This is a genomic window from Trichocoleus sp. FACHB-90 (genome assembly GCF_014695505.1).
Classification (GTDB): Bacteria; Cyanobacteriota; Cyanobacteriia; order Cyanobacteriales; family FACHB-T130; genus Funiculus; species Funiculus sociatus.
On sequence record NZ_JACJOK010000057.1, the window covers coordinates 1 to 16,771 of the forward strand.

Sequence of the window (16,771 nt, forward strand, 5' to 3'; positions counted from 1 at the left end):
GCCGTTATAGAAATCGAAGGAAGCGATTTGGATTGCGAGTAAACCTAATTGCAGGAATTTATAATTATGAGCTAAAAATAGCCAAATAATCGTAATTCCGCAAGAGATCTATTGCCAGCAGAAATTGCGTAGGATTAATAAGTTTGTAGGTTGTCTTAAGTCCAAAAGAAACCCAACGCCAATTTGACTGGCATAGTTGGGTTTCCCATCCTCAGTCCCAATCTACGCTACTCCTGCTACTTTATATTGTGTACTTTCATCAGTTACCCTCGGTGAGAAAATAATATTTTAAATCCTCTATCTACACTGAATCTTTCTTGAACTACGACAACGCTTGTAAATATCTTGCCCAAAAGTATCCGCGTCAATTTGCCCGCTGGCTACTCTCAGTTGACACTGACGATATCCAGGTACTTAAAACTGAACTGAGTCTAGAACCAATTCGCGCTGATTCTCTGACATTTCTGCAAACCGGCAACCAAATTCTGCACGTAGAATTTCAAACCCTACCAGTATCTAATCCGCCATTACCACTGCGGATGCTTGACTACTGGATGAGACTTCATCGCCAGTACAGTTGTAACATTGAGCAGGTTGTCCTATTTTTAAAGCGTACTACCTCAGAAGTGGCTTTTACCGAACAGTTTGAAGCTGTCAATACCAGACATCGCTATCGAGTAATTCGTCTGTGGGAACAAGATTCCGCGCCACTCCTGGCAAACCCTGCGCTTTTACCGTTCGCTACTTTAGCTCAAAGTGACTCACCTAACACTTTACTAGAGCAAGTCGCCGCACAAGTCGCTAGGATTGAGTCACGCGAAGAACGAGCGAATCTGTCAGCTTGTGCTGGGGTTCTCGCGGGCTTGCGGTTTAACGATAATTTAATTCGCCAATTATTGAGAGAGGACATTATGCGAGAATCTACGTTCTATCAATACATCCGCCAAGAGGGACGCCAAGAGGGACGTCAAGAGGGACGCCAAGAGGGAATCCAAGAGGGAGAGGTGGCATTGCTACTGCGTCAGCTTATTCGTCGGTTTGGTAGTATTACCCCTCAATTAGAAGAACAGATTCGTACTCTATCTATCTCCCAATTGGAAGATTTGGCAGAAGCATTTTTAGAATTTTCCAATGTAACCGATTTAATTAATTGGCTAGAGGTTCATTCCTCATAAGCACTCACAGCGGAGACTATTTTAGTCACCTAGTGGGAAAATCAGGAGGGATAGGAAAGTGGATTTAAAAGAGCAGCTACATACACATCTTAAGCAGATAGTACGCGATCGCGATCCTTATCTGGCAAGTTCAGGACATTTCTACGTCCAGCAATACATCCGCGAACAGTTGGCACAGTGGGGAACAGTAGAAAACCATGAATTCCAGATAAGAGGTAAAACCCATCAAAATCTAATCCTGAACTTACCAGCTAGTACCAAGAATCAAAAACCACCGATTTTAATCGGCGCTCATTATGATGCTGTACCCGGAACTCCTGGTGCAGATGATAATGCTACTGGTGTCGCCGCACTGTTGGAATTGGCGAGAATTTTCGCGGCAGAACCAATAAAATATCCAATGCAATTTGTGGCATTTGATATGGAAGAATACGGCTTATTAGGTAGTCAGCAATATGCAGCTGATTTGAAGAAACAAGGGCAACCAATACGCTTGATGCTGTCTTTAGAAATGTTGGGATATTGCGATTATACGCCTGGTTCGCAACGCTATCCGGCTGGTTTAGAACGCTTTTACCCGAATCGGGGTGATTTCATTGCTTTAATTGGCAATTTAACGGCAATTCCTGACTTGATTCGCCTTAGCAGTAATATTCGTAAAGTTGGCACGCCAGCTGAGTGGTTGCCTGTCCCTAATAGAGGTTTAATTGTACGTCAGACGCGACTAAGTGACCATGCTCCTTTTTGGGACAATGGTTATCGGGCGATGATGGTGACGGATACGGCTTTTATGCGAAATCCCCACTACCATCAGACAAGCGATCGCATCGACACCCTCGATTTAGACTTCCTCACCGGAGTTTGTCGCGGTTTAAGCGAGGGCATTCGCCGTCTGTAAACAGGGAATAATTTTTAACGCAAAGGTAATCGCAAAGGGACGCAGAGGAAAATTCTACTTTGCGTCCCTTTGGGTTTTATTAAACTAGCGCGTACACTTTAGCTTCCCACGGAAAAATTGGCTCTTTCCCAGCCCATTCTCCGGGAACGATACGATCTTGCGTTATTTCTTTCCACTGCTTGCCAGGGGGCTTTGCAGGCCAATTTGGTACAACATACTTAGCGTTAGGATTATTAGGATCAGGCGTGCCATATTCGGAAAAATTCGCCACTACAACTACTAAGTTATCGTCTTTACCTCGCTGCCAAACAATAACCCGCTTACCTTCATTGAAATCAACATGGATAAAGTTCGTGTCGTTTACTGCTAATGCGTCAGAAGTAGTGCGGAACTTTACTAATCTGGAAACGTAGTCGAAAATACGCTTTCGCCAATCATCATCCATGCGGCTGTAGTTAACTGGATCGACTTGTTTTTTATGGTCATCTGAAGTAGACAAGTCATTTTGATCGGCAAATTCATCTCCTGCTAAAATCATCGGAATTCCTACAGCAGTGAGAAGACAAACAAAGGCTAATTTGATGCGATTTTCTGTGTTAAAAACTCCATTATTAGTCAAGTAGCTGTAAATTCGCTCGTTTCCAAATCCTCCCACATCATGAGAAGTTAGATAGTTAACAGCTTGGGAACCATCTGTAAAACCTAAGTTTCTACAATCAATGAGTTTCCGGACACTCCATTCAAAGCTGGGCTCATCAAAAGCACTATTCCCTAAAATTACCCGGCGGATAATCTGCTTAAACTTTTCGTTCCACAGTCCATCGAGACGATTTTGATAAACTAAATCCAGTGGTACGCTTAGTTCTTCGCCAATTACGGTAAATTCATCGCCCTTTCCGCCTCTTTCTTGCCAAAGCGATCGCGCATAATCCTTGAATTCTTGCAAAAAGTCATAATTGGCAACATTATTAACACTATCCAGACGTAAACCATCCACACGATAATAATCTATCCAGTGGGCAATGTGGGCTTTCATGTATTCACGCGCCGGAACGAATCGGGAAAATTTGCCTGTAATTGGGTGATAGCCTTCCACCCAATAATTGTACTTAAATAAATCTCCACCAAATCCATCCCGATTTCCTTGTTCGGGATCGCCGCTACCAAACTTGATGTGAAAATCCAGAAAATTGACGTTGTGGTAAGGATTGTTGCGCGAAAAAGCCATCACAACATCAAGGAAGAACCGCACTCCATACTGATGACAAACTTTGATTAAATTGACTAAATCGATAGAAGCGGTGGGTGCATTCTGACTATCCGGGCAACCTAAATCAAAATCTGCGGCAAAATAGTTAGCTGTACCATAGCCCCAATTTGTTTTATCATCGCTATCTTGCGGTGGCAAAAGTTCTAAAGCATTGACACCCAATTCAACTAAATGGGCATGACCTTGCTGAAGTTCTTCAACTTCTATAAAACCGGGTGCGATCGCTTGTTTTTCTACTAGCGCCAGTACATCGCGAAAAGTGCCATTTCCTTCGGGAATTTCCCCATCCGAATTAATTTTAGTCCAGCGCGTTGGCAACTCGTAAATAACTAGCCGATTATTTGGTTGCAGCTTTTCTGTAGTATCTCCTTGCCAATTCGCAGTTTGACCCTCTGGATCGCAGGGAATCAGCATTTCATCCTGATAAAGTATTACGCTGGCTGGGTCTTTACTACCTTCTCCTGATAATCCTTTCGGAGCAATAAAACGCCGATCAACTGTGTAAGCTGTGGGATCGGGGCAATAATAAATTTCATTTTTACCATGATAAGCATCGGTATCGCGTACTTTGAACCAGTAAAAGTACACTTGTCCGTTTTTTAGATTGCAATCTGCGGCTGGTATTTCCCACACTTCGGGAAATTCTTTCGATTGAATGAGGTCGAATTCTTGAAAATTTGCAAATTCATCTGAACTATTTTTTTGAAAATTGCCGATGTAAAGCGTTGGTGGTGGGTCAATTTTTCCTGGTCGCCACAATACAAAGTGAGTCTGTTTGCGGTTCAATAAATCTGGAAGCATAATATACACCTCTTTAAGAATTTGGTGAGTTATGGAGGTTGCTTACAAGAGAGTATTATGCTATTCCGGATAAAAGTTAGTATGGTGGGTGTTACCCATCATATCAAGCCCGATCTTCAACCCATAATCTGTGTAGAGTGATTGGAGGAACCTCGCGTAAGTTTCATTAAGGCGTGCGTTGGGTTGCGCGATCGCTTAACCCAAGCTACTATTTATGGCTATTGCAGTCCCGATGACTGCCCCACATAAGAAAGTAGTATTTTTGCAAATTTGTATTTTCTAAAACGGAATATCATCATCCGCCTCATCTTGTTCTTTTTCTTTGAAATTCAGCCGTGAGTTAATGCTTTTCTCCTCTTGTATCGGCAATCCATCTGTTAAGCCTAATTGTTTTTGTAAATTTTGCGTCAGCGTTATCGGAAAATCTAAGTTGATACCTCGCTGTTGTGCAAATTTTGCCAACTCGTCAAAAGATACTTTTTTAGTAGTTTTCTCATAGCTAGAGAGTTTAAAATAATCGCTTTCTGCTAAATTCTGTGCCTGCATTGCTGCTTTAATTCGGTCTTTAATATGGTTGATTTCTGTATCTAGCGATTTCCAATCATGCTCAATTTCTCGATAGCGTTGACCGAGTGCTGTTAAATCTTCATCTGATGGATTTGGATTAATTAGCTGAGTTAATTGCAACAGCCGATGATGTACGTGAGCCAGATAAACTGGATCCATTTTTGCATAGTGTAACTGGCTTTTTGTCAAAGGTCGCTGTCCCCAATCGCTTTGGCTTTGGGTTTTGTCCACATTAGGAAAATAACATAGGTTTTCTGCCAAGGTTTTCAGTTGTAGATTCGGGACTGGTAGCAGATAGTAGGGAATTTTTTTGGCTATTTCTAAAGTGCAGATTACATTTTTAGCTTTAGTTTTACCCAAGAATTTCAGGTCAAAGCTGGAATTGTGAAACACCTTTTCAATTGCCGGATTTAACATGATTTTTTCTATAAATATATCGGCAATATCCGGGTATTCTAAGACATCTAAGATAAAGACGCGATCGCCACTCAAATCTGTGGATTCATCTAATACCTGAATCAGAGATAATCTCGGTTTTTTGGTCTTGTAGTCAGCAACTTCTGTATCAACCCAGAGAGTTTTCGCCTGAGTATATGCTGCAATCTGTGAACTGATATCGTTAGGGTTGGTGATATATGGCATTGTCGGAAGGAGTGGATATTAAATGTCAGATTAAACCAATGAAAGCAAAATCTTAGTCTAATGACGCAGATTGCTTATTTATTCAATCGGGAAATATATGTATCTTAATCGCAGTTTGGCTGTTCTACTCCTAATCAGTGCTATAACAGCCAGCAATTTAACCTTAGCGCCAGAAAGAGGCTGAATTCAAAGCGCATTCAGCTTAATAAACCCACTAACTCCGCCCTAAAAAATCGCCCTACCTCATAGACGCTGTGAGGTAGGGCGATTTTTTAAAAGCAAACTTCAGTTTAACAGGTGGATTCCGCTTTATGCAGGCTGGTATCCAATATCACCAATGTCACCCTGGGCTGTATTTCTCGCCATCGCTGGTTGTCCATTTACTAACGCCACCGCTTGGCGTAATGCGTCAACACGATTCCGCACCAGATGATCTCGTGGGATGAAGCAAAATCGCATCGTCTGCATCGGTAATCGTCTTCACATCTTGAGATTGCACACTCGACAAACGTTCGATTGTCAAGATATTGGCAATGAACATGGCAACGCCGACTGCCACAATCAAGTCAACAAACACAGTCAGAAGCAACACGCCGTACATGATCAGTGAACCCTTGACGGAAACCTGATGTGAGCGTTTCAGGAAACTCCAGTCCAGAATATCCATCCTGTTCCCTGTTTAACAAGGCGGAACTGGATACTATTAAAAGCCTCGCCATTGATGGAGGGTTGGGACGATAAAATTTTCTTGATCAATGACCTCTGAGCAGCATTTTACAAATCGCTTAGGATTGCTATAGAAATCCTTTTATTTTGAGGAGCAATAGCGATGAATACCACCTTTGATAACCGCTGGCAATTCTGGATCGATCGGGGTGGTACGTTTACTGATATTGTGGCGCGTCGTCCCGATGGGCAGTTGGTAATTCATAAGCTGCTGTCGGAGAATCCGGAACGCTACGCTGATGCGCCTGTGCAGGGAATTAGGGATATTTTGGGTATTGCTGCTGATGCACCGATTCCCTCCCAACAGATTGCGGTGGTGAAGATGGGAACGACGGTGGCGACGAATGCGCTGCTGGAACGCAAAGGCGATCGCACTCTCCTAATTATCACCAAAGGTTTCGGCGATGCCCTCCGCATTGGTTATCAAAACCGTCCCGATATTTTCGCCCGTGACATTGTACTCCCAGAGATGTTGTATGAGCGAACAATCGAGGTGGAGGAACGCTACAGCGCCCAAGGGGAAGAGTTAATTCCGCTGGTAGAGACGTATGCAACATCTTTACAACAAGCATACGATGACGGCATTCGTTCGTGCGCGATCGCTTTCATGCACGGTTATCGCTACCCGGAACACGAGAAACAAGTTGCAGCATTGGCGCGAAAAATTGGGTTTACTCAAGTCTCCGTATCTCACGAAGTCAGCCCGTTGATGAAATTGGTGAGTCGCGGCGATACCACTGTTGTTGATGCTTATTTGTCGCCCATTCTGCGGCGATATGTGGATCGAGTTGCAAGTCAGTTGGGTGGTACGGGCGGAAACAATATATCTGGGTTAACCTCTCCCCAACCCTCCTATGAGGAGAGGGGCCACTCCTCCTTTCCTAGTAGGGAAGGGGGAGAGGGGTTAGGTTTGCCCGATCCGAACGGTAGTGGGTTTTCCCCGTCCTTACAATTCATGCAATCCAACGGCGGACTTGCGGATGCCAAAGCTTTTCAAGGTAAAGATAGCATTCTTTCTGGCCCTGCTGGGGGAATTGTTGGGGCGGTGCAAACAAGCCGGATGGCAGGATTTAACAAAATTATCAGCTTTGACATGGGCGGTACTTCCACCGATGTCGCCCACTACGCAGGCGAATATGAACGCACCTTTGAGACGGAAGTTGCTGGTGTGCGTCTGCGAACGCCGATGATGGCAATTCACACGGTTGCTGCTGGTGGTGGTTCGATTCTGCAATTCGATGGATCGCGGTATCGGGTGGGGCCAGAGTCAGCTGGCGCGAATCCTGGGCCTGCGTGTTATTGCAAAGGTGGCCCGTTAACGGTGACGGATTGCAATGTGATGGTGGGTAAGTTGCAATCTGCGTTGTTCCCGAAGTTGTTTGGCCCAAATGGGGATTTGCCGTTGGATGCAGAAGTGGTGCGGCAAAAGTTTACTCAACTAGCGGTGTCTATTGGGGACAACCGGACACCGGAGGCGGTTGCGGCTGGATTTTTAGCGATCGCAGTCGAAAAGATGGCAAGTGCGATTAAAAAAATCTCTCTTCAGCGCGGTTACGATGTGTCGGAATATACTTTGTGTTGTTTTGGCGGTGCTGGTGGGCAACACGCTTGTTTGATTGCTGATGCGTTGGGGATGAAGCAGGTGTTTATCCATCCTTATGCTGGGGTTTTGTCTGCTTATGGTATCGGTTTGGCTGATGTCCGAACTATTCGGGAACGGGCGGTGGAGGCGAAACTGAGTAAGGAGTTGGCGCTGAGTCAGGTTTTAACTCAGTTGGAGGCGCAGGGAAGGGAGGAAACGAACCGCAGAGGCGCTGAGGACGCTGAGGAAGAGAAGGAAGAGGTTTTTTGGAGGGTGCATTTGCGGTATGAGGGAAGTGATTCGTCTCTGGTGGTGGATTTTGGGGATGTTGGGGCGATGCGGGGGCGGTTTGAGGAGGCGCACCGTCAGCGTTATGGTTTTGTTTCCCCGGAGAAGGCGCTGATTGTTCAGTCGGTTTCGGTTGAGGTGGTGGGTAAGAGTCAAGTTCTGGAGGAGGCAGTTATTTCGCGTACTTCAGAGGATGCACCTGTGCCGCTTGATACTGTGCAAATGTATGCTGCTGATGCGTGGCACTCGACTCCGGTGTATCGGCGGGAAGATTTGCAACCGGGAGACTGTATTTCTGGCCCTGCGATCATTATGGAAGCAACGGGGACGAATGTTATTGAACCTGGTTGGCAAGTAGAATTAAGCGATCGCAACCATCTTATCTTGCAGCGTTCTGCCGATATCAATCCAAAATCCAAAATCCAAAATCTAAAATCGCAAGATCCGGTGATGCTGGAGATTTTCAATAATTTGTTTCGCGCGATCGCTGAACAAATGGGCATCACTCTGCAAAACACCAGTTCCTCAGTTAACATCAAGGAACGCTTAGATTTTTCTTGTGCTATTTTTGACCACCACGGACAGCTAGTCGCTAATGCCCCACATATTCCCGTGCATCTGGGTTCAATGAGTGAAAGTGTCACAAGCCTGATTGCAGCGCGTGGCAACACTCTCAAACCCGGCGATGTGTTTGCATCCAACAACCCCTACAACGGTGGCACTCACCTGCCAGATGTAACAGTTATTACACCAGTTTTTGCTTCTGCGACTCTTCCCCTCTTCTACGTCGCCTCGCGGGGACACCATGCAGACATCGGCGGTATCACTCCCGGTTCCATGCCTCCCAACAGTACAAGTGTAGAAGAAGAAGGCATTTTACTAGATAACTTCCAGCTAGTTGCTGAAGAAATATTTCGGGAAAAAGAACTAATTGAAGCGCTTTCGCAAACGTCTTATCCAGCAAGGAATATAACTCAGAATATTGCAGATTTGCAAGCACAAATTGCGGCAAATAAACGCGGCGTGCAGGAACTGCAAAAAATGGTAGAACACTACAGCTTAGAAACTGTACAAGCTTACATGGGCTTTGTGCAAGATAATGCTGAAGAATCAGTGCGTCGTGTTATTGAGGTTCTCAATGATGGCAGTTTTACCTATTCTCTGGATAATGGTAGTGCTATTCAAGTTGCAATTACCATTGACAAATATAGTCGCAGCGCTAAGATTGATTTTACTGGCACTTCTGGACAGCAAAATACTAATTTTAATGCACCAGCAGCAGTGTGCAAAGCAGCAGTTTTATACGTTTTCCGCACTTTGGTAAATGACGACATTCCTCTAAATGCTGGTTGTCTCAAACCTTTACAAATCATCATTCCTGAAGGTTGTATGCTGAATCCGCGTTATCCTGCTGCTGTAGTTGCGGGAAATGTAGAAACGTCGCAATCTATAACCGATGCGCTGTACGGTGCGCTGGGCGTTCTGGCAGCTTCCCAAGGGACGATGAATAACTTCACCTTTGGAAGCGATCGCTATCAATATTATGAAACAATCTGCGGCGGTTCTGGTGCTAGCGCAGATTTTAATGGTACTGACGCGGTACAAACTCACATGACAAATTCCCGCCTCACCGATCCGGAAGTTTTAGAATGGCGCTTTCCCGTTCTCCTAGAAAATTTTACTATTCGTCCTAATAGTGGTGGTAATGGACATCATCGCGGTGGTAATGGCGTTATTCGTCGTCTGCGTTTTCTCGAACCAATGACAGCAGGAATTCTCTCAAATCATCGCCTTATTTCACCCTTTGGTTTGCACGGTGGCGAAGCGGGAGAAGTAGGGAAAAATAGCGTTGGCCGCGGTGATGGAACTGTAGAAAAATTAGGAAGTACCTCTGTTGTTGAAATGCAACCTGGGGACGTCTTTGTAATAGAAACACCTGGAGGTGGAGGTTATGGAATTGCTAATAATATGTAACGTATAATTAGTAAATAATAAAAATCACGCTCATCCTTTAATAAGGAAGTCAAGCTATGACTCAAACAAAACCAACTCGTCCTCCTGGTAGAGGCAGATTATTTCCAGAATACACAATACCACCAGAAGAATTAGCCAAACGAGAAGCCGAAAAAATGCTCGTTGTCAAAAAGCTCGCGGATTTTTTGATAAGATTTGCTCTCAACTGATCGACGATCATTACAGCTGGTTCATTATCATTGAGCCTAATAGCGGCGATTACTTTATCGATGCTAGTGAGGAATTAGCTTATCAAAAAGCGCGTCTAAAGTACCCTGGTGGCTGGCTTGTGACTTTTCGTCTTAATGAGACAGGCACTTGTGGCAGGATATGATTTTAGGGAAGTTCGGCGAGATTGGAGAGCTAATTTTTGAAATTGATTTGATTGCCGCTGATGGAGAAAGATTACCCATAGAAGTGTTATTGGATACGAGGTTTACAACAGGCTGGCTAGCACTTGATACTCAAAATGCTGACAGCTTGGGTTGGTCTTTAAGGGAACATAATTGGACAATGCAGACAGCAAGAGGTGAGGAATATTTTGATATATATGAGGTAATTGTAATAGATGAAGTTGAGTAGATTATCCCAGTTTTGGCAGAGGCAAGAATTGCTGAATCTCTACTAGGTTTACAGTAGTTGAAAATGCTGCCACTATCGGTTAACTTTTCGAGGGGAGCGTTGACGCCGGGGTAAAAGTGAGAATGCGATCGCGCTAAAAGAAAAATATGCGATTTGAAAAGTTTTGACTTCTGTGGTACATACAACCTTTAGGCTAACTAGGGTTATTTAATAAATTAACACTCAACTAGCCACGCACAGAAGGCGTATTTCTGGCGGGTAATTTCTAAGTTACTAATCTGTAACTAGACTGATTAATTTGTTTTCAGCCACAAACATAATTAAGCAAGTAAAGGAATATTAAGCAGGAGCAAAACATTGGCTGACGAATTTAAGAAAGGCGACAAGGTGAAGTGGAAGACTTCTCAAGGTGAAACCACAGGCGAAGTGAAAAAAAAGCTTACCTCCCCTACAGAAATTAAAGGACATCACGTTGCGGCATCAAAAGATAACCCGGAATACTTGGTTGAGAGCGACAAAACTGGAAAAGAAGCTGCCCACAAACCTGATGCTTTAGAAAAGATAGAGGAGTAAAGCCAATTATGAGTAAAGATACAAAAACGGTAATTGGCGAGTTTGAAGAAGCCGTCAACATGACAGCAAAGGAACTGGAATCTTGGCTAGAGACGGAAGATTCCAAAGCTGTTGGACAAAAGGATGGCGATGAGGAATCAACTGGTCACAAGTCTGGTAAGCGCATCATTGAATTGTTGCAGAAGAATGACTACAGCGAGGATGACTTAGCACACATGAAAAAAGTCATCAGTTACGTTCATCGCCACAGCGCTCAAAAACCATCAGGTGATGTGGAGGATACGCGCTGGCGCTACTCGCTGATGAATTGGGGACACGACCCATTAAAGTAGTTGAAGAATCCTCGACGACTGTTGGCGCCTGTGCGTTAGGGCTTAGCCAACGGCGAACAAACCCAATCCAACGGCTGTAGAGACGCTTTAATTTCGCGTCTCTATAGCAATTAGCAATTAAAGGGTTGGGTGGGATACATCTGTAAGGACATGGCAATGCCATGTCCCTACCAAGGCGGCCCTAACGTCAGAACCACGATATATTCCACCCAAGTGAGAAACGCTCTACATTAGACCGTCTTCGGAAAATGTCTCTATTCGTGAATGGTTCCATCTGGCAGGGTTGCGCCAGTAAGAGTTGCCTTACGCCAGTCTGTGGCTTCCAGATATGCTCCGCGCAGGCTGGCTCCTGTTAAGTCTGCGCCATGCAATTGTGCAACATTGAGATTAGCTCCCCACAGGTAAGCTCCCCGCAAAGCAGCGTTCGATAAATCGGCTTCTTGCAGACTTGCCATATTCAGGATAGCTCCAGTCAAGTCTGCCTCGCTTAAGTTTGCTCCAGTCAAGTCTGCCTTACTCAAGTTAGCTTCGCATAAGTCTGCTTTATTGAGCGATGCGCCATTTAGATTGGCTGCGTGCAAATTTGAGCGGGACAGGAGTGTTACGCGCAACTGGGCGGAAGATAGATTTGCTGCACTCAGGTTGGCTCCACTCAGGTTGGCTCCACTCAGTTTAGTTTCGCTGAGGTTGACTCCATCCAAGTCTACACTGTTGAGATCGACTCCGTTCATAAACGCAGATTTCAGTTGCACTCCGTTGAGTATAGCGCCCCGCAACAAGGCACCACTCAATCTGGCTCCACTCAAGTTTGCCCAACTCAAGTTTGCATCGATTAGGTTAGCGGAACGCAAGTTAATTCCGCGCAAATCTGCGCCACAAAGATTAACTCCAGATAAGTTAGATAAACGTAAGTTTACTGCTGTGAGGATGGCACCGCTCAGCTTTGCTCTTACCAGCAGCGACTTAACAAGGGTGGCTCCTCTAAGGTTAGCTTTTGTCAGGTCGGCTTCAGTTAGTTTTGCCTCGTTCACTTTAGCAAAACTTAAATCCGCTCGTTGCAGGAAGGCTCCTGTGAAGTCTGCTCCTGTAAGAAATGCTCTACTAAGGTTTGCAGCTAATAGATACGCTCCGGAAAAGTTTGCTTTTTCCAAGTTTGCTTTTTCCAGGTTTACCCCGATGAGATTTTGCCCGCTAAAATCTCTTTCTCCTGCTGCATAACGCCGTTTCAGTTCTTCAGCATCCATATTATTTCCTCATTGGTTTAATCAATACTCTCTAGTTATAGATTTCCCAAATTAAGCGTTAAAAATGCGTTAAGTTTTTAATCTTTTTTTGATGTAAATACTTTAAGGTGCATGAAGAAATCTTTACAGCTGCGGCGAAAACAGGCGATCGCTTGCATTATCCTGAGTGGAGGTTCTATCAATGGTTAGCGTCGCGTGTAGCAAACGGCACCGATGCCGTAGCCAATATTCTCAAGCGCGATCGCGTTGCTCTCTAGCTCAAAATGGAATATCGTCGTCGTAGTCGCTATCAGTGGAAAAAGGATCGAACGGGTTCGGCTGAGTATTTTCCGGTTGTGATTGCATATCAATCCAGCGCTTTGCCAAGGAGAGGGCTTCTTCCTCTGTCTTAGCGTTATGAACGGGTATAATACACTCGCCGCCAGCACTCCAAACTTGGACGCAGAACACTGGTCTTGCTTCGATGAGCCAACCCTTGTAAATTTCTGGCGAACTCATAACTGACACCATCCAGAGCGACTACAAGAATATTTTCCTTAACCTAGCACGCTCATACCAGACAATAGCGCTCAAAAGGTTTTTTTAAACGTAACACGTCCGACTAATTTATAGTGAGTTTTACAGGCGTTTATGTAATATTTTTGTTAAACGTTACTTTTGTAATTTCATCAAATGAGACAACTCCTCAGGCAAATCTTCAGGCGGATACTGCCTATCGCCCTAATGGTTTTGGTATTGGGGCTGGTTGCGGCACCAGCAAACGCTACAGGCGTTTATCAAATTCCTAATCTTACCGCAGGCGATCGCGCTTGGATTCTCGATAAAGCTGAAGTCCTCAGCCGTCTAAACGAAGGCGCAATTAGCAAGAATCTAGACGATTTAGCTAAAACTACTGGAAATCAGGTGAGATTTGTGACTATCCACCGCCTCGACTACGGCGAAACAGTGGAAAGTTTCACTAATCAGCTGTTTGAAAAATGGTTTCCCACCGAAGAAGCGCAAGCTAATCAAACCTTACTGGTTATCGATAGCCTGACTAACGATGCTGCGATTCGCAGTGGCGACAAGGTAAAGTCTGTGCTGACAGATGAGATTGCCAAAAGTGTTGCTTCTGAAACTGTACAGGTGCCATTGCGGGAAGGCAATAAATACAATCAAGCTTTAGCAGATGCAAGCGATCGCTTAGTTGCTGTACTCTCAGGAGAGCCAGATCCAGGCCCCCCTCAAGTCACAGATACGCTTAATGTAGCCAGAACTTTTAAAACCGCAGAAGAAACTGACACTGACAACGCTACCGTTTGGGTAATTGGCTTACTGATTGCCGCTACCGTGATTCCGATGGCAACTTACTTCTTCTATCAAGGCTTCTCCGGCTAATCCTGAACGTACTCCTGCCGATTAACTAAAGCCAACTCAGCCCGAACAAATTCTCGCCCCAGATAAGCTGCATGATCCAGCATTGTCACCGGGCTGGGCTGAGTTTCCTCAAAAATTTTGACGCAAAGTTCCTTAGCGGTTCTGCCAGTAAATAGCGCTGCGTGGGTACGTTCCACCTTGCCTCTTACGGGGATGGGTTTCCCTGTTTCTGGATCGACGGCTAAACCGCGATCGCTAATTATATTGGTAAAATGTTTGGTACAAATTTGTCCAGCTTCCCGATCCAGGTAAATAATAAAATATCCGCCCGGATCTAAGTTAATAAAACGCTTGGAAAGCTTATCATCAATTGCCGCTAAAGTTAAATCAGTTTGATTCATACAAAATCAGGCATCATCCCAACACTATTTTTCCACCTATTTTCAGTTTAATGCCTTCTCTCTTTTTTTGTGGTCTAACGGCTATTACCTAACATCTGATGCTAACGCCTAGCGACTGATTCCTCTAAATCCTTCTATTGCTCTACAGCAAACTTAGTTAATTGCTCATACTCTGTGTTTTGACTTATTATTTTATGTGTGGTAAAAGTTTATCCACAAATTACGCAACTTAGTATTGTCAATTCCAAACTTCGGTTAAATCTAGAACAAACCCAAGTAAAACATCTTCACCTGACAAAGTTATAGGATTATCCAACACTTCCACATCTTGGCCTTGCCTGTAAATTTCCACCTTCGTGTTTTTTCGGTCAATCAACCAACCTAAACGCGCTCCGTTTTCCATGTATTCCCTCATTTTGGTTCGCAGGGGTTTGATGTTGTCACTTTCAGAGCGTAGTTCCAGCACGAAGTCAGGACAAAGAGGAACAAAGCTTTTTCTTTCTTTGGGGCTAAGAGCATCCCATCTGTCTTGACTCACCCAAGCTGCATCAGGAGAGCGATCCGCGCCGTTGGGGAGATGAAAGCCAGTTGAAGAGTTGAACGCCTTACCGAGTTTAGTCTGACGGTTCCACAACCAGAGTTGCCCCTCCATATCCAGGTTTCTATGCCCCGTCTCGCCTCCTGTTGGTGGCATAAGAATTAACTCTCCTGTAGCAGTGCGTTCTAATTGTAAATCTCGGTTAGCGATCGCCAACTGAACGAACTGTTCGTGGGTGAGTGTAAGGGTTAGTGTCGGTGGGATATTGACGGCAATGGCTTGGGGTAAGTTGACTTGTGTCATCGTTTTTGACTTATGACAGCTACTTTTTTAAACGAACCGCTCAGGCACAGAGGACGCAGAGCAAGAGCAAGGAGAGAAGTTTATAAATGATCTAGGATTGCTTTAGATGCAAGATGTCCTTTCAATCAAAAGTTATTTGCTTGTCGGTATCGCGCTGTGCAAATGGTAACTCTTGGTTAATAGCGTCAATTTCTTGTTGTTCGTAGTCGTTAATTTCGTTGATATGATTGCGTAGAATTTGAGCAAAACGCGGATTGTAAAATCGGTGCATACTGTGATTGGGTGTCGCTGGGAAACCGCGACGTTTTTTATGTCGCCCACCTGCACCTGGGTCAAAAGATTGGATGTTGTGCGCGATCGCCCACTCAATCGGCGTATAGTAACAAGCATCAAAGTGCAGACAGTCAATATCCTGTAAGCTTCCCCAATAGCGTCCATAAAGTTTGTCGCCCTTGGTAAGACAAAAAGACATTCCCGCTGGCTGACGGTTATCCTGCTCGTTGTATGCCGCTACAAATAACACCCGATGCCGATAGTTAGAATGCAGTTGCTCAAAAAAGCGCTTTGTTAGATACTTACTCCCCCACCAGCCAAACTTGTCGCAAGTATCAGCGTAGAAGGTGTACATCAACGGAAACATCTGTTTAGGAATCTCATCGCCAGTCAGAGTTTTCATTTGCAAACCTGCATTCTCCACAGCTTTGCGTTCCCGCTTGATGTTGCGGCGCTGATTGGCATTGAATGCGCCTAGGTAATCATCAAAAGTATTAAACCCATTATTTTGCCAGATGTAGCTGTGATGTAGCCAAGGCATGAAACCGTGACGTTCTAGCACCATTTTCCATTGAGGATCTACATAAAGAAAATGACAGCCAGAAATGCGGTTTTGAGAACAAAAATGGTCAATGGCATTTACCATTAACTCTGTTAGCTCATCCTCATCTTCCCCTGGTGCAATTAAAAAACGATAGCCTTCCGCTGGGGTAAACGGAGACATACCAAGTAATTTTGGATAGTATTGCACACCCAAGCGTTGAGCTAAATCTGCCCACTGATGATCGAAGACAAATTCGCCGTAACTATGCCCTTTCAGATATAGGGGTGCAGCAGCAATTAAGTTTCTGTCTCGCCACACAGTTAGATGGTTGGGTAGCCATCCTGCTTTTGCCGTAGCGCTGCCAGATGTTTCCATATTGTTGAGCCAATCCCATTCTAGGAAAGGTGTCAACAGCGGCATAGCGATCGCATCCCACTCGGCTTGAGGCACTTCAGAGATTTTGTTAATCCAGGCAACAGAATAGCGGGGTTTGAGTTGTTCCACCATTTCAGAAATTGATGAGCTGGATGAGAAAGCCTTCTCTAGGTTAAGTCAATTTTTGCGATCGCATCAAAGTGTTGGCACCATTTCTCGTTTTAGGCTGAGCCTGGGAATGCCTACGTTTCATTCAAGAAAGGGAGGCAGAACCTCCTTATGGCGTTC

Annotated in this window: 15 protein-coding genes and 2 pseudogenes; 9 read left to right on the plus strand and 8 right to left on the minus strand. The window is 44.6% G+C overall.

Annotated elements, in window-relative coordinates; all coding sequences use genetic code 11:
• Positions 1 to 317: 317 nt before the first annotated feature.
• Both H6F74_RS16450 and H6F74_RS16455 read left to right on the plus strand, forming a co-directional pair.
• Positions 318 to 1,175: an Rpn family recombination-promoting nuclease/putative transposase gene (locus H6F74_RS16450; protein WP_190442972.1), complete on the plus strand. Its 858-nt coding sequence runs from the start codon at positions 318 to 320 to the stop codon at positions 1,173 to 1,175.
• A gap of 58 nt (positions 1,176 to 1,233) precedes the next feature.
• Positions 1,234 to 2,073, plus strand: a complete 840-nt coding sequence (locus tag H6F74_RS16455; protein WP_190442973.1) for a M20/M25/M40 family metallo-hydrolase — start codon at positions 1,234 to 1,236, stop codon at positions 2,071 to 2,073.
• Positions 2,074 to 2,152: 79 nt separating this feature from the next.
• Here the strand turns inward: H6F74_RS16455 and H6F74_RS16460 are convergent, their stop codons facing one another.
• The 3 genes and pseudogenes from H6F74_RS16460 to H6F74_RS16470 all read right to left on the minus strand — a co-directional run.
• Positions 2,153 to 4,144: an alpha-amylase family glycosyl hydrolase gene (locus tag H6F74_RS16460; RefSeq protein WP_190442975.1), complete on the minus strand. Its 1,992-nt coding sequence runs from the start codon at positions 4,142 to 4,144 to the stop codon at positions 2,153 to 2,155.
• A 279-nt stretch (positions 4,145 to 4,423) separates the two neighbouring features.
• Positions 4,424 to 5,353 (minus strand): ribonuclease D, encoded by a 930-nt coding sequence (locus tag H6F74_RS16465; protein WP_190442977.1) that lies wholly within the window; start codon positions 5,351 to 5,353, stop codon positions 4,424 to 4,426.
• A gap of 442 nt (positions 5,354 to 5,795) precedes the next feature.
• Positions 5,796 to 6,020 (minus strand): annotated as a pseudogene (locus H6F74_RS16470) (sodium-independent anion transporter); the annotation flags it as partial.
• Positions 6,021 to 6,182: 162 nt separating this feature from the next.
• Between H6F74_RS16470 and H6F74_RS16475 the strand changes: the two are divergent.
• From H6F74_RS16475 to H6F74_RS16495, 5 genes and pseudogenes are all read left to right on the plus strand, one after another.
• Positions 6,183 to 9,923, plus strand: coding sequence for a hydantoinase B/oxoprolinase family protein (locus H6F74_RS16475; protein ID WP_190442979.1), 3,741 nt, complete (start codon positions 6,183 to 6,185; stop codon positions 9,921 to 9,923).
• 56 nt (positions 9,924 to 9,979) lie between these two features.
• A pseudogene (locus H6F74_RS31075) lies at positions 9,980 to 10,296 on the plus strand (hypothetical protein).
• A complete protein-coding gene (locus H6F74_RS16485) occupies positions 10,293 to 10,544 on the plus strand; it encodes a hypothetical protein (protein ID WP_199301302.1) in 252 nt (83 codons plus the stop codon). Before H6F74_RS31075 ends, H6F74_RS16485 begins: the two are co-directional and overlap by 4 nt.
• A 357-nt stretch (positions 10,545 to 10,901) precedes the next feature.
• Entirely contained in the window at positions 10,902 to 11,117 is a 216-nt protein-coding gene (locus tag H6F74_RS16490) for a DUF2945 domain-containing protein (RefSeq protein WP_190442981.1), read from the plus strand.
• 8 nt (positions 11,118 to 11,125) lie between these two features.
• On the plus strand, positions 11,126 to 11,449 hold the full coding sequence (locus tag H6F74_RS16495) for a DUF3140 domain-containing protein (RefSeq protein WP_190442983.1): 324 nt from the start codon (positions 11,126 to 11,128) through the stop codon (positions 11,447 to 11,449).
• 254 nt (positions 11,450 to 11,703) lie between these two features.
• Here the strand turns inward: H6F74_RS16495 and H6F74_RS16500 are convergent, their stop codons facing one another.
• On the minus strand, positions 11,704 to 12,693 hold the full coding sequence (locus tag H6F74_RS16500) for a pentapeptide repeat-containing protein (RefSeq protein WP_190442985.1): 990 nt from the start codon (positions 12,691 to 12,693) through the stop codon (positions 11,704 to 11,706).
• Between the two features lie 107 nt (positions 12,694 to 12,800).
• On the opposite strand from H6F74_RS16500, the gene H6F74_RS16505 reads away from it, so the two are divergent.
• Entirely contained in the window at positions 12,801 to 12,950 is a 150-nt protein-coding gene (locus H6F74_RS16505) for a hypothetical protein (RefSeq protein WP_190442987.1), read from the plus strand.
• Between the two features lies 1 nt (position 12,951).
• On the opposite strand, the gene H6F74_RS16510 is transcribed toward H6F74_RS16505, so the two are convergent.
• Entirely contained in the window at positions 12,952 to 13,191 is a 240-nt protein-coding gene (locus tag H6F74_RS16510; protein WP_190421086.1) for a hypothetical protein, read from the minus strand.
• A gap of 174 nt (positions 13,192 to 13,365) precedes the next feature.
• On the opposite strand from H6F74_RS16510, the gene H6F74_RS16515 reads away from it, so the two are divergent.
• A complete protein-coding gene (locus tag H6F74_RS16515; RefSeq protein WP_190442989.1) occupies positions 13,366 to 14,070 on the plus strand; it encodes a TPM domain-containing protein in 705 nt (234 codons plus the stop codon).
• On the opposite strand, the gene H6F74_RS16520 is transcribed toward H6F74_RS16515, so the two are convergent.
• From H6F74_RS16520 to H6F74_RS16530, 3 genes are all read right to left on the minus strand, one after another.
• Positions 14,067 to 14,450 (minus strand): DUF4346 domain-containing protein, encoded by a 384-nt coding sequence (locus H6F74_RS16520; RefSeq protein ID WP_190442991.1) that lies wholly within the window; start codon positions 14,448 to 14,450, stop codon positions 14,067 to 14,069. The two genes, H6F74_RS16515 and H6F74_RS16520, sit on opposite strands and share 4 nt — an antisense overlap.
• Positions 14,451 to 14,688: 238 nt before the next feature.
• Complete coding sequence (locus tag H6F74_RS16525; RefSeq protein ID WP_190442993.1) at positions 14,689 to 15,291, minus strand: Uma2 family endonuclease; 603 nt, start codon at positions 15,289 to 15,291, stop codon at positions 14,689 to 14,691.
• Positions 15,292 to 15,412: 121 nt separating this feature from the next.
• Complete coding sequence (locus H6F74_RS16530; RefSeq protein ID WP_190442994.1) at positions 15,413 to 16,615, minus strand: GNAT family N-acetyltransferase; 1,203 nt, start codon at positions 16,613 to 16,615, stop codon at positions 15,413 to 15,415.
• Positions 16,616 to 16,771 lie beyond the last annotated feature (156 nt).